The sequence below is a fragment of the Nakamurella multipartita DSM 44233 genome (assembly GCF_000024365.1).
In the GTDB taxonomy this organism is placed as follows: Bacteria; Actinomycetota; Actinomycetes; order Mycobacteriales; family Nakamurellaceae; genus Nakamurella; species Nakamurella multipartita.
This window is the reverse complement of sequence record NC_013235.1, coordinates 1,898,835-1,921,051: the sequence shown is the minus strand read 5'-3', so window position 1 is coordinate 1,921,051 and position 22,217 is coordinate 1,898,835. Positions and strand designations below refer to the sequence as shown.

Here is a 22,217-nt window from a genome sequence, read left to right as displayed (position 1 = left end):
GCGCAGACGGGTTAACGTAAGGTCGTTGCGGCGGTTCATACGAAGGAAGTCCCCTCTTGACCAGCAGCTCTGCGGGCGCGGGCGCCCCGGGCGACGAATCCGTCCCCCCTCCGGATGCGCATCCTTCCGGCGACCCCGGCACCGAGCCGGTCGACGCCGCGGCCCAACGAGCCGCCGAGGAACACAACCTGGCCGGCAGTGTCACCGCCCTGTCGCGGCTGTCGTCCTCCGCGCTCGACCTGGAGGAGCTGCTCACCGAGGTCGCCACCTACGCCGTGCGCGCCGTGCCCGGCGCCGACGGGGCCGGGCTGACCCTCATCGAGCGCGACCGGGCGGACGTCATCGTCAAGACCGCACCGTTCGTCCGCGAGGTGGACGACATCCAGTACGGAATCGGTGAAGGCCCGTGCATCAGCGCGGCCGCCACCGGCCGCCCGATGCGCTCCGGGTCCATCGGCGCCGACCAGCGCTGGCCGCAGTTCGGGGCCCGGGTGGGCCGGCTGGGCGTGCACAGCGTCCTGTCCCTCCCATTGCGAGCCACCGACGGCGTGGTCGGGGCGATGAACATCTACGCGCACATGAAGGACGCCTTCGACGAACGCGCCGAGTACCTGGGCCAGCTGTTCGCCGCGCCGGCCGCGATCGCCGTGCAGAACGCGCAGATCCTCGCGCAGACCAAACGGCTGGCCACCAACCTGCAGGCTGCCCTGTCCAACCGGGCGGTCATCGACCAGGCCATCGGCATCGTGATGAGCCGCAGCGGCGTCACCGCGGACGAGGCGTTCGACCGGCTGCGGGGCATCAGTCAACGCGATCACGTCAAGCTCACCGAGGTCGCCACCGGGGTGGTGCAGTCCGCCGTCCAACGCGCGCGGGATCGCCACCAGCACCCATGACCGGCCGTAGCCTGATCGCGCGGTAGCGTGAGGCCTTGCATCATTGTGAGCAGGGCGGTCCCGACCGGACTGCGCGATGGGGCATCGGGACAGGCAAACCGGCATCTCCCGACTTCGCTGAGTATCTGACCGCGGTCGGGACGCCGGAGCCCGGCATGGACGTGTCACGTTCGCTCAGTGCGCAGCTCAGCGCCCTCACCGACGCTCTGGACGACCCAGGAACCGATCTCTCGGGGATTCTCAGCGTGCTGATCGACGATCTGACCGAGGCGGTACCCAGCTTCCTGGGCCTGCAGATGACCTTGAAACTGCACGACCGGCCGTTCACCCTGACCACGATGGCCGACGGTGACGCGGAGGCCGCCCGGTCGACGTTGCAGCTGCCGTTGGACCCGCTGGCCGGCACCGGACCCGGCAGCACGGTCCTGTTCTACGCCGCCCATCCGGGCGCCTTCAAGGAGCTCGCGGCCGACGCGCACCAGGCCTGGGGCCTGGACGGCCAGGTCCACCTCGACCAGCATCTGCGGGCCTGGAGCAGTCCCGCCGATGACGACCCGCCCGACCCGGCTCCGGACGACCTGCACCGGCTCAGCGTGGTCAACCGGGCCGTCGGCATCCTGATCGCCCGCGGCGACACCCCCGAGCAGGCCCGGGACCACCTGCGGCGGGCCGCCGGGCAACGGCGCACCTCCGAAACCGCCGTCGCCGAGGGCATCGTGCACTCCGTGCTCGGTGCCGACGATCCGCCGACCGAACCCGACGGGTGATTCAGGCGGCGCCGCCCAACGTATGCACCCGTTCCTGGTACTCCGGCGTGTCCAGTTCCCCTCGTGCATATCGCTGATCGAGTATCTGCCTCGCCGCCGATGGTCCGACCGCCGACGGAACGGGCTGGCCCGGCCCGGCCGGCCGGCGAGTGGTCACCACGATGGCCCACACCAGGCCGCCCAACAACACCAGCACCCCCACCACCAGGGCCGCGGACCACCACCACATCCAGCCCGACATGCCGTAGTCGTCGTTTCCGTACATCACGGCCACACACCTCGATCCACGTCACGAACTCGGACCGGCCCGGCCCGAAGTGGCCGGTCGCGCCACCATCGATCATCGGCACCCCATGCCGCTGCCGGCAGGGCCGATGGTCCCGACCTGGGTGCGGGGCCGGCCGACGGTCAGGGCCAGCTGATGATGGGTGCGGGTTCAGGGTGGTGGCCCCGCAGGACGTCCCGCCAGGTCCGGCCGGTGGCGGTGAGATCCACGCCCACGGAGCGGAAGACGGCCACCTTGAACGCCTCGTACTGGGTGAACGCACCGGCGTAACCGGCCCGAGGGGTGAAGGCGAGCCGTTCGTAGGTGTCCGGCTCCGGTAGTTGCAGCCACAATTCCCGGCCGGTCGCGCCCCGGGCGATGAGCTGGCAGCCTTCGTGGCCGGCCTGCTGTGACCGGGCCCGATCCGCATACAGCGTCAGTGCCCTCGGCCGGCCCAACCATCCGGATGGGCCGATCGACAACGCCCAGATCTCCTGCAGATCGTCCGGCGTGGTGGCGGGCGTGTCGAACTCCATCCGACACGCCAGGCGGCCGTCGCGGACAAAGGTCTTGCCCGGGGCGGCCTGCGGCCGGGGCGCGGACAATGGCCGGGACTGCACGAGATCTCCGTCGACAAAAAGCATCTCGTCGGGCCCGGCCAGGTCCGGGGCCGTCCATGACAAGGCGTCGAGTAGGCGGCGGGCGGCCTCGACCGGAGCCCCGGTGCCGCCGCAGGCCACCCCGCTGAGCCACAGCTGATCGCCCCGCGCGTCGAGCAGCACGCAGCGTGGCCCCTGCCCTCGGCTCAGGCCGTACCGCTCCGAGGCGGAGATCGGGTAGTAGAAGCCGCGAATCAGCGGCGCGGTGACGCCGTGGAAGAGCCACAGCGCACGCCAGGGCGCGAAGGCCGACGCGGACCGAAAGGAGGGCAGGCTGCCGGCCGGATCTGCGACGTCGAAGCCGCCGTGGTCGAGGTCGATCACGATCCGAGGAGCCTGCCCGCCGTCCGCCATCGCACGAGTATGCCCAGGCCACCGTCTGCACGAGGGTCAGCGCGGACGCGCCAACGGCGTTCGGTCCAGCGACCGCCGCAGATCCACCAGCGAGTCGAAGACACCGATCGCTCCGGCCGCCCGGAGTTCTTCGGTGGAGAAGCCGCCCGTCCGCACCGCCAGCGTGGGCACCGACAATCTGTTCGCGGCGGCGCAGTCCCAGGTCGAGTCGCCGATCATCAGCCCGCGCGCCCCGGACACCTTGGCCAGCGCCACCTGCAACAGGTCGGGCGCCGGTTTGCTCTCCTCGGCGTCCTCGGAGGTGGTCCAGGCGTCGGCGATCGACCGGCCGTCGATCAGCTCGAGGAAGCGGGTGACGAACTCCTGTTTGCCCGAGCTGGCCAGCACCAGGCGAAAGCCGCGCTCCTTCACCTCGGCCAGCAATTCCCGGGCCCCCTCGAACGGCTGCACCTCGTCCACCATCGCGCGGAATTCCTCGGTCCACGCCTGATCGAGGTCCTCGGCGTGCCGCCGGGCGACGTCCTCGCCGGCCACGTGCGGGATGAGCTGATCGCCGCCCATTCCGATGGCCCGGTGGATGTGCCACAACGGAATGGTCAGGTCGTACCGGCGAAAGGCGCGGTACCAGGCCAGCGCGTGCTGGTAGTTGGTGTCCACCAGCGTGCCGTCGACGTCGAAGATCGCGGTGTCCACTTCGAATGCCCTGGAATCGGGTGAATCGAATAAATCAGATGAATCGAATGTGACCATGGTTGCCTCCAGCATTACCCCACCCGGCAGTACCCCGGTGGGCCGTTCTTAGCGCCGGGCAGGTGATCGGTCACTCAGCGTTCATCAAGGGTCCGTCATCAGGCGGATTGTCGGCGGCTGGGCGCAGGTACAGGCTGCTCACAGCCACACGGCCGGCTTCCCTGGGAGGGTGTCATGCTCCGACGTCGAAAAATGCTGCTACCAGTGCTGTCTGCGGGACTGCTGCTGGTGGTCGTCAGCGCCGCCCCGGCCGCCGCCGACCCCTCGTCGTGGTCCGGTCACGGCGGCCGCGCACCCACCATCAACGGGTTCAAGAACGTGGTGGTGATCTACGAGGAGAACCACAGCTTCGACAACCTCTACGGATCCTGGGGTCCGGTCAACGGCGAACCGGTCACCGGGCTGGCCGATGCCCGGCAGGTCAACACCACCCAGATCACCCAGGACGGCGACGCCTACGGCTGCCTGCTGCAGGACGACGTCAACCTGTCCTCCCCCAGCCCGGTGCCCACCACCTGCGTCGATCAGGCCCACCACGTGCCGGCCAGCGGATTCGCCAACACCCACTTCACGATCGACGACTTCATCCGGCCGAAGGACAAGACCTGCCCGGCCCCGGGCACCTCCGCCCCGAACGGGGTCCTCAAGGGCAGCGACGGCGCGACGCGAGGTGGCTGTACCCGGGATCTGGTCCACCGCTTCTACCAGGAGCAGTATCAGCTCAACGGTGGTCGGCAGAATCGCTACGTCACCGGCAGCGACGCCGTCGGTCTGACGATGGGTGTCTACGACACCACGACACTGCCGATCTACCAGTACCTGCACCGCCGCGGCGCACCCAATTACGTGATCGCCGACCACTTCTTCCAGGCGGCCTTCGGCGGATCGTTCCTCAACCATCATTACCTGGTCGCCGCCCGTGCCCCGGTCGACACCGACCCGACCCACACCGGCGGCGCCGCCAACCTGCACTCGGTCGTGGACGGCGCCGGCTTCCCCAACAGCAGCTACCCCCTGTACACGCCCACGGCCGGTGCCTCGGTCAAGGATGCGCAACTGACCCAGGCCTGCCCGTCCGCGCTCCCCAACCTGGCCTGCGGCGACTATGCGGTCAACACCATGCAGCCGACCAGCCCGCCGTTCGGTGGCGGCTCGAAGCTGCCGTTGATCGACGATGCCGTCTATCCGAACATCGGTGACCGGCTCACCGAGGCCAAGATCAGCTGGAACTGGTACTCCGGCGGCTGGAGCGACGCGGACGCCGGGCATCCCGGGCCGCTGTTCCAGTACCACCATCAGCCCCTGAACTACTTCGCCGCGTACGCCCCGGGCCAGCCCGGACGCAGCCACCTGCGGGACGAGACCGAGTTCATCCAGGCCGCCCGGCGGGGCCAGCTGCCGACGGTGAGTTTCGTCAAGCACTACGGGGCGGAGAACGAACATCCCGGCTACGCCAGCGAACCCGACGGCTCAGATCATCTGGTCGATCTGATCAAGGCCATCACCTCCGGCCCGCAGGCCCGGGACACTCTGATCGTCGTCACCTATGACGAGTTCGGCGGGCAGTGGGACCACGTGTCGCCACCCGGGTTGGGCAACACCGACGGCCCGTCCGACCAGTTCGGTCCGGGCACCCGGATCCCCGCCCTGCTGATCAGCACCGGCTTCCACCGCTCCGGCGTCGACCATCACTCCTACGACACCACCTCCATCATGGCCACTCTCGAGCACGCGCTCAATCTGCCCCCGGTGGCGACGCGGGACGCCCAGGTGACCGATCTGACCGCCGCGATCCGGACCGGCACCCGGCACTGACCCCGGCGGCGGCACGCCGTTCGGCCCGGGACGCTGGTGCGTCCCGGGCCGAACGGTGGGTGGTCGGGCACCTGAGGGGCCCCGGTCAGCTCATCCGACCGCGGGACCGAAGTACCACTGCTGGTTCCAGTTGCCGTTGTAGTACCACTGGTCGATGGCCGCACCGGCCGCGGTGCTGGCCCCACTGACGTCCGCGTACAGCCCGGTCGCGCGGTTCCAGACGGTCTTGGTCTGGCCGGTCAGGCTCTGCCCGGGGTACACGCCCAGGTACCACTGCTGCCCCGGGTTGCCGGTGCAGGCCACCTGGATGAGTTGCTGGCCTGCGTTGTAGCCCGGCGCGGCCAGGCACTTGCCGCTGTTGCGGTTGACCAGCTCGGCGAACCCGCCGTCGGTCGGCAGCACGTACCACTGCTGGTTGTGCCCGCCGTTCCAGCTCCACTGCAGGACCGGCGCACCCTCGGCGGTGCTGGCGTTGGACACGTCCCACAGCAGCGGCACCGACCACCACGGGTGCGCCGACGGCGAGTAGGCCCCGGAGTTGAACACCCCGGCCAGCGCGTCCAGGGTGCCGGTGCCGGCGGAGCCGATCGAGGTCATCAGGTTGTAGATCGCCGCCTGCCCGTCGCCGAAGGCATTGGTCAGTGCGGCCTCGATCGTCTGGGCGGGCACCCCGATCTGCTGGAAGGCCACGGCGACCTGCCGGTCGGTGTCACCGAACACGGTGTGCAGGGTCCCGGCGACGCTGGTCGCGGTGTTGCCCAGACCGAGCAGGACGGAAGCGATCCGGGCGTCGGCGTCGCCGTAGAAGCGGTTCAGCAGGGTCGCGATCTGGGTTTGCTGGTAGCCCAGCTGAGCAAGGGTGCTGGCAATCTGGTTGTCCGCCGCCCCGAGGATCGACTTCACCGTCGCGATGCTGGTGTCGACGCTGAATCCGGTCTTGAGCAGGACCTTCATCACCGCGTCAGAGCCGTCGCCGTAGGCCGATTGCAGGGCCCCGGCAATCTGGGCCGGCGTGGCCCGCAGGGTGTTCAGCGCGGCCGCGGCCTGGGCATCGGTCCATCCGTAGGCGCTCTTGAACGCCTGGGCCACCTGGCCCGCGCTGCCCTGCAGCTGCTGCCAGAGCGCGCCGCTGGTGGTCGAGTAGCTGAACGGCACGGACGCCAGGTTCAGCCCGTTCACCGCGACCGCGGCATTGCCCGAGGCCGCAAAGGAGACGCTGCCGTCCCTGGGCGAGATCGAGACCGAACCGGTCAGGTCCGCCGCCGCCTGCAGGTACTGCGGCTGGCCACCGGCGATGTGCAGCGACACCGCGGCGCTGGCCAGGGAGGCGGAGGCGCCCTCGTCGATGCCGGCCAGGAACGAGATGCCGCTGGTCTTGTCGGTGAATCCGCCGTGGAAGCTGAAGTCCGCCTGCGGGTTCGACGGATCCGCGGACAGCGTGATCTTCAGGTCGGTGTTGGCCAGGGTGACCGGCCCGACCGCGAAGTTGCCGACGCTCGCGTCGGCGGTCAGGCTCGGGTAAGGCAGCACGGCGACGTTGCCATCCACGTGCACGGGTACACCGGCCACGGCGCTGTCGAAGACCAGGGTCGCCCCGGGGTTGATCGCCTTGCCCGCGGCGTCGGTGCCGCCCAGCGGGGCGAACAGCAGCTGCGCGGTCTTGACCTGCACCGAATCCGGCAAGGACGACGGGATCGACTTCCCGGCCACCGACTTGATGATGGTGAAGGGCTTGAGCGCGACCGCATCCGGGGTCTGGCCGGCGATCGAGAAGCCGAGCACCGGGTTGTTCACGTCCAGCACCAGATTCAACGAGGTGGTGGCGCCGGCCTGGATGCCGATGGCATCGTTCCAGGCCTTGGGCAGCTGCACGTTGTCGACCTTGAAGGCCAGCGTGGGTAGGGGGATGCCGGCGGTTTCCGGACTGTCCTTCACCCCGATCCGGCCGGCGACCTCACTGACCGACAGACCGGGGATGCCGAACGCGTCGGTCCACGGCCCGCCCAGACCCTTGATGTCGAACTGCAAGGAGACCGACACCGCCCCCTGCGCGCTGACCCCCAGGCTGCCGCCGAGCGTGACCTGGACCCGGGAGGCCGTGCCGCTGGCATACAGCTTGGACAACACGAGGAAGGCCGACCCGGACACGGTCACCGTGCCGCTGGCCGAACCCAGTTGGAAATCCAGACCCAGGGAGTTGATGTAGGCCGCGGCGCCACCGGGGGTGTTCTGCGCGAACAGCTTGGCGCCCTGGTCCCGGTCGCCGAACTGCAGCTGAGCGGTCGCCTCGAACCCGTTGTCGGACAGGGTGGCCCGGGCGGCGATGGATTTCGGGGCGGGCAACTGCAGGTTCTTGAGCGCCGCGCTCACCGCACCCGAGGGCTGGTAGGCGAACAGCAGCGTGACGCCGGCCGGCAGATCGAACTTTTGACCGGTCGCCCCCACGGTCGTCGGGTCGAACTGGGCGATCTGCTTGCTGGCCAGCACCAGGGTGCCCTGGCCCGAGCCGACGCCGAGCGCGCCTAGATCGATCCCGGCCGAAGCGGTGAAGCTGCCATCGTCGGCGAAACTCAGGGTGACCGGAGTGTGGACCGTGTGGTCGGCGTCCGGCGCCACCGTCAGGGTGGCGGCGGCCGACACCGCGACCTTGGCCTGCGCCGTCCCGACGCCGCTGCCGGTGATCGACACCGATGGCTGGTCCAGCGAGAAGTGGGCCGCGTTGGGCAGGGTGATGCTCGGCGCACTCGCGGTGATCTGGAACGCCTTGGCCGCCGGTACCACGCAGGCCTGCGCGGAACCGGCGATCCCGGCCGCCGGATCGGCCACGCCGCCCTGGATGTCGAACCAGACCTGGCCGGGATCGACCGCGGGACAGGCCAATCCGTCCCGGGGAGCGGCGTTGGACACCTCCACGTGCGTCAGGGACAACGTGGCCGGGCCGGTTTGCCAGCTCCCGGTGTCGTCCCCGGCGACATCGAAGGTGACGGTCCCGTTGGCGTCGGTGATCGTTCCGGCGAACGCCGGACTGATGCTCAGGCCGTCGACCGGGCTGAACTGTGGCGTCTCGGCGGTGTTGTCCACGCTCAGCGACCAGTTCCGGCCGTCCTTGATCGCACCGGACACGATCACGGTGAAAGCCGTCGGGCCGGAACCGAGGACGGCGGTGCCGTTGACGCTCAGGCCGGTGTCGGTGGCCAGGGTGATGGTGCTCCCGGACTTGACGGTCAGCACCCCGTCGGCGACGACGCCGTCGCTGCTCAGCCTGCCGGTCAGGGAGGCGGCGAGCCGGCCGCCGGTGGCGGACAGCGAGCCGGAGACCTCCACCGTGGTCCCCAGCACGGAGATCCCGGTGATGTCGAGGGTGGCGGTCAGGTCGGCTCCGGTCAGATCGGTGGCATCGGCGTTGGCGATGCTCACCGACAGCGAACCGCCGAGACCGTTGCCGGTCGTGACCGCGGCGGTGAGGGTCAGCGTCCGGGTGGACTCGTCGATGGTCAAGGTGGCGCCGGTGAAGGAGACCGTCTGGCCGGGGGTGGGCAGCGGGAACGCCACGGCGGGGGCGCCGACGGCGACGGTGAGCACCGAGCCGTCCAGGGTGCCGGTGACCGGCCCGGATCCCAGGTTCAGGTTCAGGGCGGACAGGAACGACCGGGCCGCCGGGGACAGCGAGAAGGTGCTGCTGGGAACCACTGTCGAGGGTGCGGTGGAGGCGGGGGTGGAGGCGGACGGCGACCCCGCGGCCGGAGCCGGAGCCGGGCTGCCGGTCGGGGCCGGGTCGGTCGTCGTGGCCGTGGCGGCGGCGGGAGCCGGAGCCACCGCCGCGGCCGGCGCCGGCGCGGGTGTCGGGGCCGGCGCGGGCGTCGAGGCCGGCGCGGGCGTCGAGGCCGGGGTCGGGGCGGGCGTGGGGGCCGGGTCGGTGGTTGGGGCCGCCGAGGGCGCGGCGGCCCCCGGATCGGCGATCGGCGCCGACGCGACCGCAGCCGCCGGGACCACGATGACGGGCGTGGCCGTCGCCGGGGCCACCGGCACCAGTGCGATGGTGGCGGCGGTGGAGGCCGCGACCAGGCTGAGCAGGCCGCGGCGGGCGAGGGCGCGCAGGGCGGTGGGGCCATCACCGGTGGTTCGTCGGGACATCGGGCTTCCTCAGGTCGGGTGAATTGCGGACCGGTCAAGAGTCGGCTTTTCGCCCGCGGAACTCGATGGTGCGCGCCACCATTTTCACAGGGGGGTGCAGGCACCCCGAAAAAGATTCCACATTGTCACTTAAATTTTGTATCAGTGGCGACAGCACCTGTTGTCAAACCACTGTCGTCACTCCGGCTCGGCTGCGGCCGGATCGCTGCGGCCGGTCAGACGGTGAGCGACGGTACGTCGAAATCCTGCTTGCGCACAAAGCGCGTGGCCCCGCAGTCGTCGATTCCCGGGAGATCCGCTCGCTCGTAGGTGGATACCAGGATCACCCGGATGTCGGGCCGGCGATGCCGGATGCGCCGGCAGGCCTCGGTCCCATCGATCCCCGGCAGCCGCACGTCCATGACGATCAGGTCGGGTCGCAACCGGTCGGCCAGCTCGACGGCCTCCTCGCCCGAGCCGGCCTGCCCGACCAGCCGAAGGCCCGCCGTGGCCCCGATCAGGGCGGCGGCGGCGCGTCGGAACTGCGGCTGATCGTCCACCAGCAGGATCCGGGTCTCGCCCACCGGAGCGCCGGTCACCGTCGTCCCTCCGCCAGATAGAGCAACGCCGCCCGCACTCGGGGATGGTTCACCCGATCACCGGACAGGCCAAGTTTGGTGAAGATCGAGTTGATGTGCTTTTCCACCGCGTGCGACGTGAGCACCAGGGCCTCGGCGATGGCCGCGTTCGTCCGGCCCTGGGCGATGCCTTCCAGGACCTGCCGTTCCCGACGGGTGAGCCGGCCCACCTCGCCGTCGCCGGCCAGCGTGCGGGCGTCGATGAGCGTTTCGACCACCTTGGGGTCGATCACCGAGCCGCCGCCGGCGACCGTGTCGATGGCCCGCACCAGCTCGTCCAGGTCACTCACCCGCTCCTTGAGCAGGTACCCCCGGCGCTGCGTGCCCTGGCCGAGAAGCGCACGCACATAACCCGGTTCGGCGTACTGGCTGAGCAGGATGACGCCGATCCGAGGGTGGACCCGGCGGCAGTGATCGGCCACCCGGATGCCCTCGTCACGGCGGTCCGGGGGCATCCGGATGTCGGTGAGCACCACATCCGGGGCCAGCTCGGCGATGGCCGACAGGGTCTGCGGCAGGTCGGCACACCCGGCCACCACCTCGATGCCCGCAACCGTGGCCAACATGCCCCGCAGCCCCTCCCGGAGCAGGAAGTTGTCCTCGGCGAGCACCACCCGATGGCTCATTCCGGCCTGCCTTCCTGCCCCAGGGGCAGCCACGCCCGCAGGGTGCGGCGACCGTCGGCCACCGTGACCGTGATGGACCCACCGAAGGCCTCGACGCGGTCGGTGACGGCGGCCACCGTGGCCTGGTCGATCGACCGGTTGGCGTTCTGCCGAGCGGGATCTGGCATCGGGACGTCCACCTGCACCTCGACCCGATCGGCGTTGACGGCCACCGTCACCGATTGCCGCCGACCAGCGGCCGGACGGTGCTCGAGGGCAGCGACGAGAAGAAAGTACACGCAGGACTCGACGGCCGGGTCGGCCCGCAGCCGCGAATCGTCCTCGATCGCCAGCTCGACGCCGACACCGGCCCGCAATTGCCAGCCCTCCAGGGCGGCGGCCAGACCACCGTCCGCCAGCCGGGGCGGGTAGATGCGCCGGGCCAGGTTGCGCAGCTCCGCCAATCCCTGCGCCACCTGCTCGCGCGCCTGGTCGATCAGGACCGGTGCGTCCGCCGGCGTCAGCAACGCAGACTCGATGAGGTCGGCCGCCGCGTCCAGGCAAGGATCGACCCGGGCCCGGATCTCGGCCGTGATCGCATCCGACTCATGCTGGCGGGCCTGGCCGATGCGCCGGTTCGACGCGGCGATCTGGTCGTTCAGCCGCGCCAACGACGCGGCCCGGCGCTGCAGCTCGGCGGTCAGCCGGACCGTCGACATGGCCAGACCGGCCGGGCCGGCCAGTTGCCGCAGCAGCGCGGCCTCCCGGCGGCCGCCCGCCGTGCGGGTCACGTCGGCCTCGATCTCGCCGACCGTGTCCCCGTCGTGCCGCACCTGGACCACGACCGGCGCACCCTGGGCCCCGGCCCGTTCCGGCCACACCTGGGACAGCGTCTGACCACCGTCGAGCAGGACCCGCACCTCGGACCGGTCGACCTGCAGGGTGCGTCCGGTGGTTTCGGCCAGGGACGGGAGCACGTCCTCGACCGGCAATGCGGTGGACATCCGGCGCAGCAGGGCGTGGCCGGCCTGGTAGCCGTCGGCCCGGTCGCGCAGGACCGCCCGCTCGGCCACCCGGGTGAGCGGACCTGCGGTGAGCGCGAACACGGCACCGACCGCCGCCATGGTCAGCACGACGACCCAGACCGGCATGCCACCCGGCCGGGATCGGGCCGACCAGGCCGCGGCGCCGGCGAACGCGAGCAGGGCCACCACGAATCGCAGGGCGAGCACCAGCGCCGTGACCCGGCGACGATCAGGCATGGCCGATCACCGCCCGGTCCGCCCCGGCGTCCCCGCCCAGGGGAATGAAGCCGTGCACCGTGGTGCCCGTGTCCGGCGCCGACCGCACGGTGATGGTCCCGCCCAGGGCGGCCACCCGGTCGTCCAGCCCCCGGATCCCGCCGAAGCTGCCGGGGGCCGATTCCATGCCGCGACCGTCGTCGGCGACGGTGCCGGCGATGCCGCCGTCCTGGACGCTCACCCGGATCGAGATCCGCTGCCCACCGGAGTGTTTGATTGCGTTCTGCACCGCCTCCGAGCAACAGAACCAGATCCCGACGGCGGCGTCCGACCACCCGACACCCGTACCGGTGGCGGGCAGATCCGTGGACACCGTGACCGCGAAGCCGGCCTGCTCGGCGGACCGGGCGATGACCGCCAGCCCCCGGCGCAGGTCGCCGTCGGCCAGCCCGGCCGGCAGGCCGCCGGCGGCCAGTTCGTGCAACTCCCGGCCGGCATCCCGAAGCGACTCGCGGATCGCGGTCAGCGTGCGCGCCCCGGCCGGCACGGCGAGACCGGCGGCCATCCGCAGTTCGATCATCGCGGCGACCAGCGTCTGCTGAGCGCCGTCGTGCAGGTTGCGTTCCAGCCGGAACCGCTCCCGATCCTGCGCCCGCACCATCCGGCGCCGGATCGTGCGCAATTGGTCGGCCCGATCCGCCAGCCGGCGAACCTGCCGCTGCAGGTGATCGGCCAGCGTCGCGTTGTGCAGGAGCAGGCCGGCATGATCGGCCAGGTCGGCGAGCAAGGCCGCCTGGGCGCCGGGCAGCCGTTCCCCGGGGCCCAGTTCGATCGTCAGCACGCCGATCGGCTGGCCGTCGTAGCTGATCGGCCAGCACCGGCCGGGGGTCGGATCGGGGTCCGCCGGGCCGCCGGGCGGCCGGCCGGCGAGCCGGGACCAGCCGCCGTCGCGGGCCTGGAACAGTTGGGCCCGCCGCGCTCGGGTGGCCCGCACGACGACGTCCACCACCTGGTCGAGTTCGTCCGCCCGGCTGAGCAGGTCGAGCCCGCTGATCAGCGTGCCCATCGCCGCGGTCGGGTCCAGGTCCTGTCCGAACACGATCCGGTTGACCTGCCGGCGGACCAGTCCCCATCCCCAGCTCAGCGCCGTCGCTGCGGCGGCCATCACCAGCACCGTCCACCAGGGACCATCGGCCGCCAGCACGCCCCCGGTGACGACCGCCGCCAGGTAGACCAGGCCCGTCGCCGCCAGCAGGACGGTGGCCACCAGGACCCGGCTGAGCAACCGGTCCAGTCCGAAGATCCGGTAGCGCACCAAGGCCACGAACAGCACGACGGGCACGATCGCGAACACCGCCGGGAACAGGTCGGGTAGTTCGGCCGCCAGGTTGGCTACCGGCACTCCGCCCACCCCGACCAGGGTCAGCGCCTCGGCCACCGCCCAGAGCGCGGCGACGGCCAGCGCCGGGAGCAGGGCGCCGACCAGCAGCCGGGCATTGCGGCGGTCCTGCGCGGACGCCACCGGCTCCCGCAGCCGCCAGGTCTGCATGGTCACGCCGGCCACCGGGATCAACACGCCGAAGAAGATCACGAAGAACTGGGGGTGCAGCAGGAAATCGCTCCACCAGCAGATGGCGGCGACCACCACGGTGACCGCCAGGGCCACCGCGAACAGCGGCCGCCCGGACACCCCGACCCGGCGGGGCAGCCGGCCGTCCGGGAACAGCATCACCGCCCACAGGTAGCAGACCCCCGAGGCGATGTGAAAGCTGAAGTGCAGCAGCGAGATCGGCCACGGGCTGCCGATCAGCCGGAATGCCTCATGGCTGGGCAGGTTGAACGTCGCGGCGGTGCCCAGCAGGCCGACGGCGAGCAACCGGGCCACCCGCTCGTCCCAGCACCGCACCAGCAGGACGACGCCCAGCACCAGGTTCAGCGCGCTGAACGCGTACTGCAGCAGGGTCACCCCGGTGAGCCCGGTCATCGGCATGGCCGGGGCCAACAGTTCGGCGGCCGGTCCGGCCAGCGGACCGCCCGACCCGGCGATGCTGCGCGCCGCGTCCGCCGCCGGACCGATACCGGTCACGACGACGGGCAGCAGACCAAGCGTCAGCCAGACCACCAGCCCGACCGCGTACACCCAGGCCAGGACCCGCAGGATCGACGATCCGGAACGCAGCCTCACAAGTGCGCATTATCGGACTTATCGGCGCAGACCGCGCAGACACTCACGCCCGGGTGGGCAGCCGCAGTCGTTTGAGCAGCAGGGCGTTGACGGCCACGATGAGGCTCGAGCCGGACATCGTCAGGGCCGCGATCTCGGGCCGCAGCACCACGCCGAAGGCCGGTTCGAAGACCCCGGCGGCGATGGGCAGCGCCAGCGCGTTGTACCCGATGGCCCAGCCCAGGTTCTGCCGCATCGTGCGCCGGGTGCCGCGTCCGATCTGCAGGGCGACCGGCACGTCCAGCGGATCGGACCGCATCAGCACGACGTCCGCGGTCTCGATCGCGACGTCGGTACCGGCGCCGATCGCGATCCCGACATCGGCCCGGGCCAGGGCCGGGGCGTCGTTCACCCCGTCGCCGACCATGGCCACCCGCCGGCCCTTGTCCTGCAAAGACACCACGGTGGAGGCCTTCTCGGACGGGAGCACCTCGGCGACGACCTCGTCGATGCCGAGCTGGTCGGCGATCCGGCGGGCGGTGGCTTCGTTGTCACCGGTGAGCATGACCACCCGAACCCCCGCTTCCCGCAGCGCGGCGGCGGCGGCGGCCGCGGTGTCCCGGGCGGCGTCGGCCAGGGCGATCACCCCGACGGCCCGGCCGTCGACCGCGACGAAAACCGCGGTCCGGCCGGTCACGGCCAACTCGTCCCGGTGCGCGGCGAGCGCACCCAGGTCGACGTGCTCCTGCGCCATCAGCCGGCGGTTCCCGACCAGGACCCGGCGCCCGTCGACCGTGGCCGCGGCGCCGTGGCCGGCGATGGATCGAAACCCGGTCGCCGGCCGGCGTGGGGCGCCCCGGTCGTCGGCGTGCCGGACGATCGCGGCGGCCAACGGGTGCTCGGACTCGCGTTCCACCGCGGCGGCCAGGGCCACCAGTTCCTGTTCGTCCATGCCGTCGGCGACCAGGTCGGTGACCTCGGGTTCACCCTTGGTCAGGGTGCCGGTCTTGTCCATGACCACGGTGTCGATCCGGGCCGCGGTCTCCAGCGCGGTGGCGTTCTTGAACAGCACCCCCCGCTGCGCACCGAGGCCGGTGCCCACCATGATCGCCGTCGGGGTGGCCAGGCCCAGCGCGTCCGGGCAGGTGATCACCACGACGGTGATGGCGAACAGCAGCGCCGTCTGCACTCCGGCGCCCACGGCCAGCCAGACGGCAAAGGTCACGGTGCCGCCGACCAGCGCGACCAGCACCAGCCAGAACGCGGCCCGGTCGGCCAGCCGTTGCCCGGGCGCCTTGGAGTTCTGCGCTTCCTGCACCAGGGTGACGATCTGAGCCAGGGCGGTGTCCGCGCCCACCTTGGTCGCCCGTACCCGCAGCGTGCCGGAAATGTTCACCGACGCCCCGATCACCGGCGTGCCCGGTGCCTTGGGCACGGGCAGGCTCTCGCCGGTGACCATCGACTCATCGACCTCGGAGTCACCCGCCTCGACCTCGCCGTCGACGGGAATCTTGGCCCCCGGGCGGACCAGCAGCAGCTCGCCCACCGCGACGTCGGCGGTGGCCACCTCGACCTCCTGCCCGTCCCGCAGCACCACCGCCTTCGGCGGGGCGAGCTCCAGCAGGGCCCGGATGGCGTCGTTGGCACCCCCGCGGGCGCGCATCTCGAACCAATGCCCCAGCAGCACGAAAGCGGTGAGCACGGTGGCCGCCTCGTAGAAGACCTCACCGCTCTCGCCGGTGAACAAGCCAGTCAGGGTGACCCCGACGCTGTAGAGCCAACCGGCGCCGACCCCGACGGCGACCAGCACCATCATGTCCAGCGTCCGCGCCCGCAGCGCCCGGTAGGCGCCGGCGAAGAAGATCGACGCCGAGTAGAAGATGACCGGCAGGGACAGCAGCAGCGAGAACACACCGTCGCTCAGGCCGAACGGCGCCGGCGCGGTGAACCCGAGGACCTCCCGGCCGATCGGGGACCACAGCAGCACCGGCACCGAGAGCCCGGCGGCGACCAGGAACCGGTTGCGCATGTCCCGGACCATCGAATCCATCGACATGCCGCCGGGATGGGCGTGCTGATGATCTGCGACGTCGGTCCGGGCGGGTCCGTGGTCAGGCTGCGCCGAGCCGGCGGGTTCGGCCATCGGGTCGCACAGGTGCTCGGGCACCGACTGTCCGGCGCAGTGGTACCCGCAGTCGCGCACCCATCCGGTCAGGTCGGCAACGCTGGTGCGGGCCGGGTCGTAGGTGACGGTCGCGGTCTGCGACACCGGGTTCGCGTCCACGGTAAGCACCCCCGGCCGCCGGCCCAGCACCGCTTCGGTGACGGCCGGGGACGACGCCCAGTGCACCCCGGACACCTCGACCACCGCCGTGGCGGCGTGATTGCTCATGTCAGTTCCTTTCGCCGGTGCCCGGTGGAGCCGGGACCGTGCGCGGATGCGGTCAGGCGGTCCTACCGGAGACGGCCTTGAACCGGCGCAGCCGCAGGCTGTTGGACACCACGAACACCGAGGAGAAGGCCATCGCGGCGCCCGCGATGAGCGGGTTGAGCAGGCCGGCCATGGCCAGCGGCAGCGCGGCCACGTTGTAGGCGAACGCCCAGAACAGGTTGCCCTTGATGGTGCCCAGGGTCCGGCGGGAGAGCCGGATCGCGTCCACCGCCGCCCGCAGGTCACCGCGGACCAGCGTCAGGTCCGAGGCCTCGATGGCCACGTCGGTGCCCGTGCCCATGGCCAGCCCCAGGTCGGCCTGGGCCAGGGCCGCGGCGTCGTTGACGCCGTCGCCGACCATCGCGACGATGGCGTGGCGATGTTGGAAATCGGCGACCGTCCGGACCTTGTCGGCGGGCAGCACCTCGGCGATGACGTCGGCCGGGTCGATGCCGACCTCGGCGGCGACCGCCCGGGCGGCGGCTGCGTTGTCCCCGGTCAGCAGCACCGGTCGCAGGCCCAGGCCGCGCAGCTCGGCAATCGCCTGCGCGCTGGTCGGTTTCACCGTGTCGGCGACCACCAGCAGGCCCCGGGCGGCACCGTCCCAGCCGACGGCGATCACGGTGCGACCGGCCGACTCGGCGTCCCGACGGGCCCGATCCAGCTCGGCGTCCAGCGGCTGGGCCCACTCCTGCGCCAGCCAGGACGCTCGGCCGGCGGCCACCGCGTGCCCGTCCACTACCGCGTGCACACCCAGACCCTGGGTGGAGACGAACGATTCGACCGCCGGCAGGTCACCGACCCGGTCGCGGGCACCGTCGACGATCGCCGCGGCGACCGGGTGTTCGGAGGCGTGCTCGAGCGCGCCGGCCAGCCGGAGCAGCTCCGCCTCGTCCGTCCCGGCGCCCGGGATCACCTCCACCAGGGTCATCCGCCCGGTGGTGATGGTGCCGGTCTTGTCCAGCACGATGGTGTCGACCCGGCGGGTCGATTCCAGGACCTCGGGACCCTTGATCAGGATGCCCAGCTGCGCGCCGCGGCCGGTGCCGACCAGCAACGCGGTCGGCGTGGCCAGCCCCAGGGCACAGGGGCAGGCGATGATCAGCACCGCCACCGCGGCGGTGAAGGCGGCCTCGGCCCCGGCCCCGGCGCCCAGCCAGAAGCCCAGAGTGCCGACGGCCAGGGCGATCACGACGGGCACGAACACCGCGGAGACCCGGTCGGCCAGCCGCTGCACCGGCGCCTTGCCGGATTGCGCCGCCTCCACCAGCCGGGCCATCTGGGCCAGCTGGGTGTCGGTGCCGATCCGGGTGGCCCGCACCACCAACCGGCCACCGGCGTTCACCGTGGCCCCGGTCACGGCGTCACCGGGGCCGACCTCGATCGGCACCGGCTCGCCGGTGAGCAGGCTCGCGTCGACCGCCGACGCGCCCTCGATCACCTGGCCGTCGGTGGCGATCTTCTCTCCCGGCCGGACCACGAACCGGTCGCCGACCACGAGCTGATCCACCGGCACCCGCTGCTCCCGGCCCTCGCGCAGCACGGACACGTCCTTGGCGCCCATGTCCATCAGCGCCCGCAGGGCGGCGCCGGAGCGCTTCTTGGCCCGGGCCTCGAAGTACCGGCCGGCCAGGATGAAGACGGTGACCGCGGCGGCCACCTCCAGGTAGATCTCGTCCGCCCCGGCTCCGGGCTCGGGCAGCAACCGGAACGTCATCCGCATGTCCGGCATCCCGGCGCCACCGAAGAACAGGGCGTACAGCGACCACCCGAACGCGGCCAGCACGCCGAGACTGATCAACGTGTCCATGGTCGCGGCCCCGTGCCGCAGGTTCGTCCAGGCGGCGCGATGGAACGGCCATGCGCCCCAGACCACGACCGGCGCGGCCAGCGTCAGGCTCAGCCACTGCCAGTTGTCGAACTGCAGCGGGGCGACCATGGCCAGCACCAGCACCGGCAGGGTCAGCGCCGCGGAGATGACGAGCCGGCGGCGCAGCGAGGCCACCTCCGGGTCCAGCGCGGGCTCGCCCGCACCGCCCGCCGCCGGGTCGGTGTCCGGCGGGCGGGCCGGCTCGAGGATCGGGCGCGGCAGGGTGGCGGTGTAGCCGGTGGCCTCCACGGTGGCGATCGCCGCGGCCACCTCGGTGCCCTCCGGCAACACCACATGGGCCTTCTCGGTGGCGTAGTTCACCGAGGCCTGCACCCCGGGCATCCGATTGAGCTTCTTCTCGATCCGCGCGGCGCAGGACGCGCACGTCATGCCACCGATCTGCAGATCGACCGCTTGTTGCGTCATGCCCCTACCTCCTTGCCGCGAACGCGTCGTGCCCGACGCGGGATGAAATGTCTTGTGGTGACGGCCGTCAGGAGGCCAGCGAGTAACCGGCCTCGTCGATGGCCGCGCGCACCGCGTCCAGCGGCAGCGGCGCCCTGCTGGTCACCGTGACCCGGGAATCCCCGCCGGCGTGCAGGTCGACCTCGACGGCGCTCACGCCGTCCAGCTGCGACACCTCCTCGGTGACCGCGGTGACGCAGTGCGAGCAGGTCATGCCGGAGACCGCGTAGGTGGCTGTCGTGGTGCTCATCAGGTCCTCCTGGGAAGTGACGTTCATGGTTGGTTCGTGCGGGGTGATCGGCGCCGGTCTCAATGGCCGTGATCGCCGGATTCAGTGGCAATCGGGGTGGCAACAGGGGTGGCAATAGGGGTGGTGGCGGGGTCGGGCCGGGCCGTGACGGTGAACCCGGCGGTCCGCACGACCCCGGCGTGCTTGAAGTCCAGGAACAACCGGTACTCACCGGCGGACGGCGCGGTGGCGGCGAAGGTGATGCCGGGGCCGGCCGGCGTGACCCCGTCGCCCGGGGCGCCGGCCGGGTGCACGTGCAGGTAGGCCAGATCCCCGGCCCGCAGGGCGACCAGGTGCCCGTACGCGGCCAGGTAGGGCTCCAGGTCGGTCACCGGCACCCCGTCCCGGCTGACCGTGAGGGTGAGCTCGGACGAGCGATCGGGCACCAGGTCGCCGCTCAGCGTGACCTGGTAACCGCCGGCGACCGAGGCGGTCGCCGCCGGCGCGGGGACCGGCCGTGGCTCGTAGGACCCGGGCACCGCGAGGTCCGCGCCGAGGACGAGTCCGCCGTCATGACCGGTCGGGGTGAAGTCCGCGAACACCCGATACTCCCCCGCCGCGGACAGATCCACCGGGACCGACCACGTGCCGGCCGGATCCAGCACCGGATGCACGTGCTGGAACTGGTCCAGATCCCGCCGGACCAGGATCAGGTGCAGTTGCTTGTCGTGCTCGGTCTCATAACCGATCACCGGGGCGCCGTCCGGGCCCAGGATCTGGAACCGCAGCTGCGCGTGCGCGTCGGCCGGGAGCGACCGGTCGGCCAGGCTCAGGGTGTACCCGTCCTGGGCCACCATCAGCCCACCCGGCCACGCCGCCGCGCCGGCCGGCACCGGGGCGGTGGAGTCGGACATCTCTCCGTGCGCCGTCGCGGACGGCCCGGTGGTCGCGGCGCCGGTCACCGACGGCGAGACCAGCGCACCCAGGCCGGCGGCCGCGCCGAACACGGCAATCAGGCCCAGGGTGTACCCGGCGACCGTGAGGGCGGTCTTCATGGTGACTCCTGTCCGGTCGGGTGGGCGGTGGCAGTACGGGCAACGCCTTGGGGGCGGGTCAGGACCGGACCAGCCGGGCGATCGCCTCGGAGGCCTCGCGGATCTTCTCGTCCGCCTCCGGGCCGCCGGCCTGGGCCGCGTGCACCACACAGTGGCTCAGGTGCTCGTCCAGCAGGCCAAGGGCGACCGACTGCAACGCCTTGGTCATCGCGGAGACCTGAGTCAGGATGTCAATGCAGTACTTCTCGTCCTCGACCATCTTCTGCAGACCCCGGGCCTGCCCCTCGATGCGGCGCAACCGCTTCAGGTAGTCGTCCTTGCGACTGATGTACCCGTGCGGACCTGCGTGTTCCGACGACGCTGCGGTCATCATGGCCTCCCTCTCGCCCGGCATCCCGGCGCCCCGTCCTATACCCCGGACCGGTATCCGCGCCATTGACCGATAGCGTACCCCCCTAGGGTATCTACCGCAAACGGCCAGGGCAGGACAGCCGGTGACCGGGACCCGAGCGGCGAGGCACAGCCGAGCGCGTCCGGCCCACAGGGCCGAACGACCCTGGCCGCCGGCCGACCCGGCCGGGCACCATCGAGGACGGTCGGGGCTGACACGGAGGGTGCCCGATCATGATGGTGCGCAGGGGTCGTCGGTTCGTGGGCTGGTCGCGGTCGATCGGCACCGTCGTGGTGCTGGCCACACTGGCGGCGTGTGCCGGATCTCCGGTCGCCGGAACGGCCACCCTCACCCCCACCACGCCGAGTTCACCGAGCACGTCCGCACCGTCCACCACCCGGTCGACGCCGCCCACCCCCTCCTCGTCGGCCGCGGCGCCCTCCGCCGCCACCTCGTCGGACACGTCCACCGGCCGCGAACCGCCGGGCAGCACCACCGCGGCGCCCGGACCGGCGTCGGGTACCGCGGCCGAGGCGCTGGCCCCGTTCTTCGCCGAGGTCGACGACATCGACGCCAGGCTCAGCGCCGCGGCGGACGCCATCAACGCGGGATTGACCGCCGAGGAGGCCACTTTCGATCAGCAGACCATCGACACGGTCGACGCCGCGGCCCCCTGGGCGGCGGCCCGGGCCATTCCGGCCGGACTCGATGCGGCCACCGAGCAGGCCGTTCTGCTGGTCTACAGCAACCTGGCCTCCCGGTTCGGAGCGCTGCGCGGTGGCGACTGCCTGCAGGTCGGCACGGTGCCGCGGTCGACCCTGAACGCCGACTGCTTCGTCCGCGGTCACGAACCCAAGGCCCGCATGGCCGGTGACATCGCCGCGGCTCGGGCCGCCGCCGAGTCCTCGCCGTTCGCCGCCGCGAGCCCGGACTCGCGCGCCGCCGCCGAGGTGCTGCTGCGCGTCGAGTACATCAACAAGGCCAACATGGGCTGCGGCACCATGGGCGGGTTCATTGCCACCGAGCCGCTTCCGATCGAGTGGGTCACCGAATCATTCGGCGAACCGGAGCTTGCGCCCACCGATGGGCGGGTGAACGGGGTGCGGTTCCGGGCCGTCTCCACCGCCTCCGCGGGTTGGACGATCGAGTTGCTGGCCTGCTGAATCAGGTGGCCGGCGCGGCATTCAGGACGAGTGGGTGCCCCCGCGGTGGCGCAGTCCGCGACCGATGGCCACCTCGCCGGCGGTCAACAGGGCCAGGCCGACCAACGCCGGAGTGATCACGTCCGCCCGGACATAGACAACCAGCACCAGCACCAGCGCGACAATGACCGCCGATCGCTCGATCCAGCGCGGCGCTTCGACGTGGGGAACGGCCATGAGTCGATGGTGGACTCGTCAGAACAGCCGCACCCGGGTCCTTGGACCCGACCTGGTCATCGTCGCGAGTGACTAGACCGATGGGGTATTTGTCCGCCTGAAGGCCCTTAGACCCTTTTGCCGGCTAGGC

18 protein-coding genes are annotated in these 22,217 nt (G+C 71.5%); 4 read left to right on the top strand and 14 right to left on the bottom strand.

Features of this window, described 5'->3' with window-relative positions; translation table 11 throughout:
• Positions 1-56 precede the first annotated feature (56 nt).
• Together NAMU_RS08750 and NAMU_RS08745 are read left to right on the top strand one after the other, a co-directional pair.
• Positions 57-896 carry a GAF and ANTAR domain-containing protein gene (locus NAMU_RS08750; RefSeq protein WP_015747047.1) on the top strand — a complete coding sequence of 280 codons (840 nt, stop codon included), beginning with the start codon at positions 57-59 and terminating at the stop codon, positions 894-896.
• 155 nt (positions 897-1,051) lie between these two features.
• Complete coding sequence (locus tag NAMU_RS08745; protein WP_015747046.1) at positions 1,052-1,663, top strand: ANTAR domain-containing protein; 612 nt, start codon at positions 1,052-1,054, stop codon at positions 1,661-1,663.
• A 1-nt stretch (position 1,664) separates the two neighbouring features.
• Here the strand turns inward: NAMU_RS08745 and NAMU_RS08740 are convergent, their stop codons facing one another.
• The 3 genes from NAMU_RS08740 to NAMU_RS08730 all read right to left on the bottom strand — a co-directional run bounded on the left by NAMU_RS08740 (position 1,665) and on the right by NAMU_RS08730 (position 3,691).
• Positions 1,665-1,928, bottom strand: coding sequence for an SHOCT domain-containing protein (locus NAMU_RS08740; RefSeq protein WP_015747045.1), 264 nt, complete (start codon positions 1,926-1,928; stop codon positions 1,665-1,667).
• 143 nt (positions 1,929-2,071) lie between these two features.
• Positions 2,072-2,941, bottom strand: a complete 870-nt coding sequence (locus tag NAMU_RS08735; RefSeq protein WP_015747044.1) for a hypothetical protein — start codon at positions 2,939-2,941, stop codon at positions 2,072-2,074.
• Between the two features lie 36 nt (positions 2,942-2,977).
• Positions 2,978-3,691, bottom strand: coding sequence for an HAD family hydrolase (locus NAMU_RS08730; RefSeq protein ID WP_015747043.1), 714 nt, complete (start codon positions 3,689-3,691; stop codon positions 2,978-2,980).
• A gap of 204 nt (positions 3,692-3,895) precedes the next feature.
• Between NAMU_RS08730 and NAMU_RS08725 the strand changes: the two genes are divergently transcribed.
• Complete coding sequence (locus NAMU_RS08725) at positions 3,896-5,506, top strand: phospholipase C (RefSeq protein ID WP_217180792.1); 1,611 nt, start codon at positions 3,896-3,898, stop codon at positions 5,504-5,506.
• A 90-nt stretch (positions 5,507-5,596) separates the two neighbouring features.
• On the opposite strand, the gene NAMU_RS31385 is transcribed toward NAMU_RS08725, so the two are convergent.
• From NAMU_RS31385 to NAMU_RS08675, 10 genes are all read right to left on the bottom strand, one after another.
• Entirely contained in the window at positions 5,597-9,640 is a 4,044-nt protein-coding gene (locus tag NAMU_RS31385; RefSeq protein ID WP_015747041.1) for an RICIN domain-containing protein, read from the bottom strand.
• A 215-nt stretch (positions 9,641-9,855) separates the two neighbouring features.
• Positions 9,856-10,218, bottom strand: a complete 363-nt coding sequence (locus NAMU_RS08715) for a response regulator (protein WP_015747040.1) — start codon at positions 10,216-10,218, stop codon at positions 9,856-9,858.
• Positions 10,215-10,883 (bottom strand): response regulator transcription factor, encoded by a 669-nt coding sequence (locus NAMU_RS08710; protein ID WP_015747039.1) that lies wholly within the window; start codon positions 10,881-10,883, stop codon positions 10,215-10,217. The genes NAMU_RS08715 and NAMU_RS08710 overlap by 4 nt, the downstream gene beginning before the upstream one ends.
• Positions 10,880-12,124 (bottom strand): sensor histidine kinase, encoded by a 1,245-nt coding sequence (locus NAMU_RS08705; protein ID WP_015747038.1) that lies wholly within the window; start codon positions 12,122-12,124, stop codon positions 10,880-10,882. Before NAMU_RS08705 ends, NAMU_RS08710 begins: the two co-directional genes overlap by 4 nt.
• Positions 12,117-14,288, bottom strand: coding sequence for a sensor histidine kinase (locus NAMU_RS08700; protein ID WP_015747037.1), 2,172 nt, complete (start codon positions 14,286-14,288; stop codon positions 12,117-12,119). The genes NAMU_RS08705 and NAMU_RS08700 overlap by 8 nt, the downstream gene beginning before the upstream one ends.
• Positions 14,289-14,331: 43 nt before the next feature.
• The gene (locus NAMU_RS08695) at positions 14,332-16,659 is read right to left on the bottom strand and encodes a heavy metal translocating P-type ATPase (protein WP_015747036.1); all 2,328 of its coding nucleotides are present in this window, start codon (positions 16,657-16,659) and stop codon (positions 14,332-14,334) included.
• A gap of 52 nt (positions 16,660-16,711) precedes the next feature.
• The gene (locus tag NAMU_RS08690) at positions 16,712-18,994 is read right to left on the bottom strand and encodes a heavy metal translocating P-type ATPase (RefSeq protein WP_015747035.1); all 2,283 of its coding nucleotides are present in this window, start codon (positions 18,992-18,994) and stop codon (positions 16,712-16,714) included.
• Positions 18,995-19,061: 67 nt separating this feature from the next.
• Entirely contained in the window at positions 19,062-19,283 is a 222-nt protein-coding gene (locus NAMU_RS08685) for a heavy-metal-associated domain-containing protein (protein ID WP_015747034.1), read from the bottom strand.
• A 59-nt stretch (positions 19,284-19,342) separates the two neighbouring features.
• Entirely contained in the window at positions 19,343-20,317 is a 975-nt protein-coding gene (locus NAMU_RS08680; RefSeq protein ID WP_015747033.1) for a hypothetical protein, read from the bottom strand.
• A 58-nt stretch (positions 20,318-20,375) separates the two neighbouring features.
• Entirely contained in the window at positions 20,376-20,687 is a 312-nt protein-coding gene (locus tag NAMU_RS08675; protein ID WP_015747032.1) for a metal-sensitive transcriptional regulator, read from the bottom strand.
• A 254-nt stretch (positions 20,688-20,941) separates the two neighbouring features.
• Between NAMU_RS08675 and NAMU_RS08670 the strand changes: the two genes are divergently transcribed.
• Positions 20,942-21,871, top strand: a complete 930-nt coding sequence (locus NAMU_RS08670; RefSeq protein WP_015747031.1) for a hypothetical protein — start codon at positions 20,942-20,944, stop codon at positions 21,869-21,871.
• A 21-nt stretch (positions 21,872-21,892) separates the two neighbouring features.
• On the opposite strand, the gene NAMU_RS08665 is transcribed toward NAMU_RS08670, so the two are convergent.
• Complete coding sequence (locus NAMU_RS08665) at positions 21,893-22,087, bottom strand: hypothetical protein (protein WP_015747030.1); 195 nt, start codon at positions 22,085-22,087, stop codon at positions 21,893-21,895.
• Positions 22,088-22,217: the final 130 nt, after the last annotated feature.

What these genes read in the sequence shown, in the direction of transcription:
- NAMU_RS08665 (WP_015747030.1), bottom strand. Translation starts at nt 22,087, where the DNA reads ATGGCCGTTCCCCACGTCGAAGCGCCGCGCTGGATCGAGCGATCGGCG.
- NAMU_RS08690 (WP_015747035.1), bottom strand. Translation starts at nt 18,994, where the DNA reads ATGACGCAACAAGCGGTCGATCTGCAGATCGGTGGCATGACGTGCGCG.
- NAMU_RS08685 (WP_015747034.1), bottom strand. Translation starts at nt 19,283, where the DNA reads ATGAGCACCACGACAGCCACCTACGCGGTCTCCGGCATGACCTGCTCG.
- NAMU_RS08695 (WP_015747036.1), bottom strand. Translation starts at nt 16,659, where the DNA reads ATGAGCAATCACGCCGCCACGGCGGTGGTCGAGGTGTCCGGGGTGCAC.
- NAMU_RS08705 (WP_015747038.1), bottom strand. Translation starts at nt 12,124, where the DNA reads ATGCCTGATCGTCGCCGGGTCACGGCGCTGGTGCTCGCCCTGCGATTC.
- NAMU_RS08670 (WP_015747031.1), top strand. Translation starts at nt 20,942, where the DNA reads ATGATGGTGCGCAGGGGTCGTCGGTTCGTGGGCTGGTCGCGGTCGATC.
- NAMU_RS08675 (WP_015747032.1), bottom strand. Translation starts at nt 20,687, where the DNA reads ATGACCGCAGCGTCGTCGGAACACGCAGGTCCGCACGGGTACATCAGT.
- NAMU_RS08745 (WP_015747046.1), top strand. Translation starts at nt 1,052, where the DNA reads ATGGACGTGTCACGTTCGCTCAGTGCGCAGCTCAGCGCCCTCACCGAC.
- NAMU_RS08680 (WP_015747033.1), bottom strand. Translation starts at nt 20,317, where the DNA reads ATGAAGACCGCCCTCACGGTCGCCGGGTACACCCTGGGCCTGATTGCC.
- NAMU_RS08730 (WP_015747043.1), bottom strand. Translation starts at nt 3,691, where the DNA reads ATGGTCACATTCGATTCATCTGATTTATTCGATTCACCCGATTCCAGG.
- NAMU_RS31385 (WP_015747041.1), bottom strand. Translation starts at nt 9,640, where the DNA reads ATGTCCCGACGAACCACCGGTGATGGCCCCACCGCCCTGCGCGCCCTC.
- NAMU_RS08735 (WP_015747044.1), bottom strand. Translation starts at nt 2,941, where the DNA reads ATGGCGGACGGCGGGCAGGCTCCTCGGATCGTGATCGACCTCGACCAC.
- NAMU_RS08740 (WP_015747045.1), bottom strand. Translation starts at nt 1,928, where the DNA reads ATGTACGGAAACGACGACTACGGCATGTCGGGCTGGATGTGGTGGTGG.
- NAMU_RS08710 (WP_015747039.1), bottom strand. Translation starts at nt 10,883, where the DNA reads ATGAGCCATCGGGTGGTGCTCGCCGAGGACAACTTCCTGCTCCGGGAG.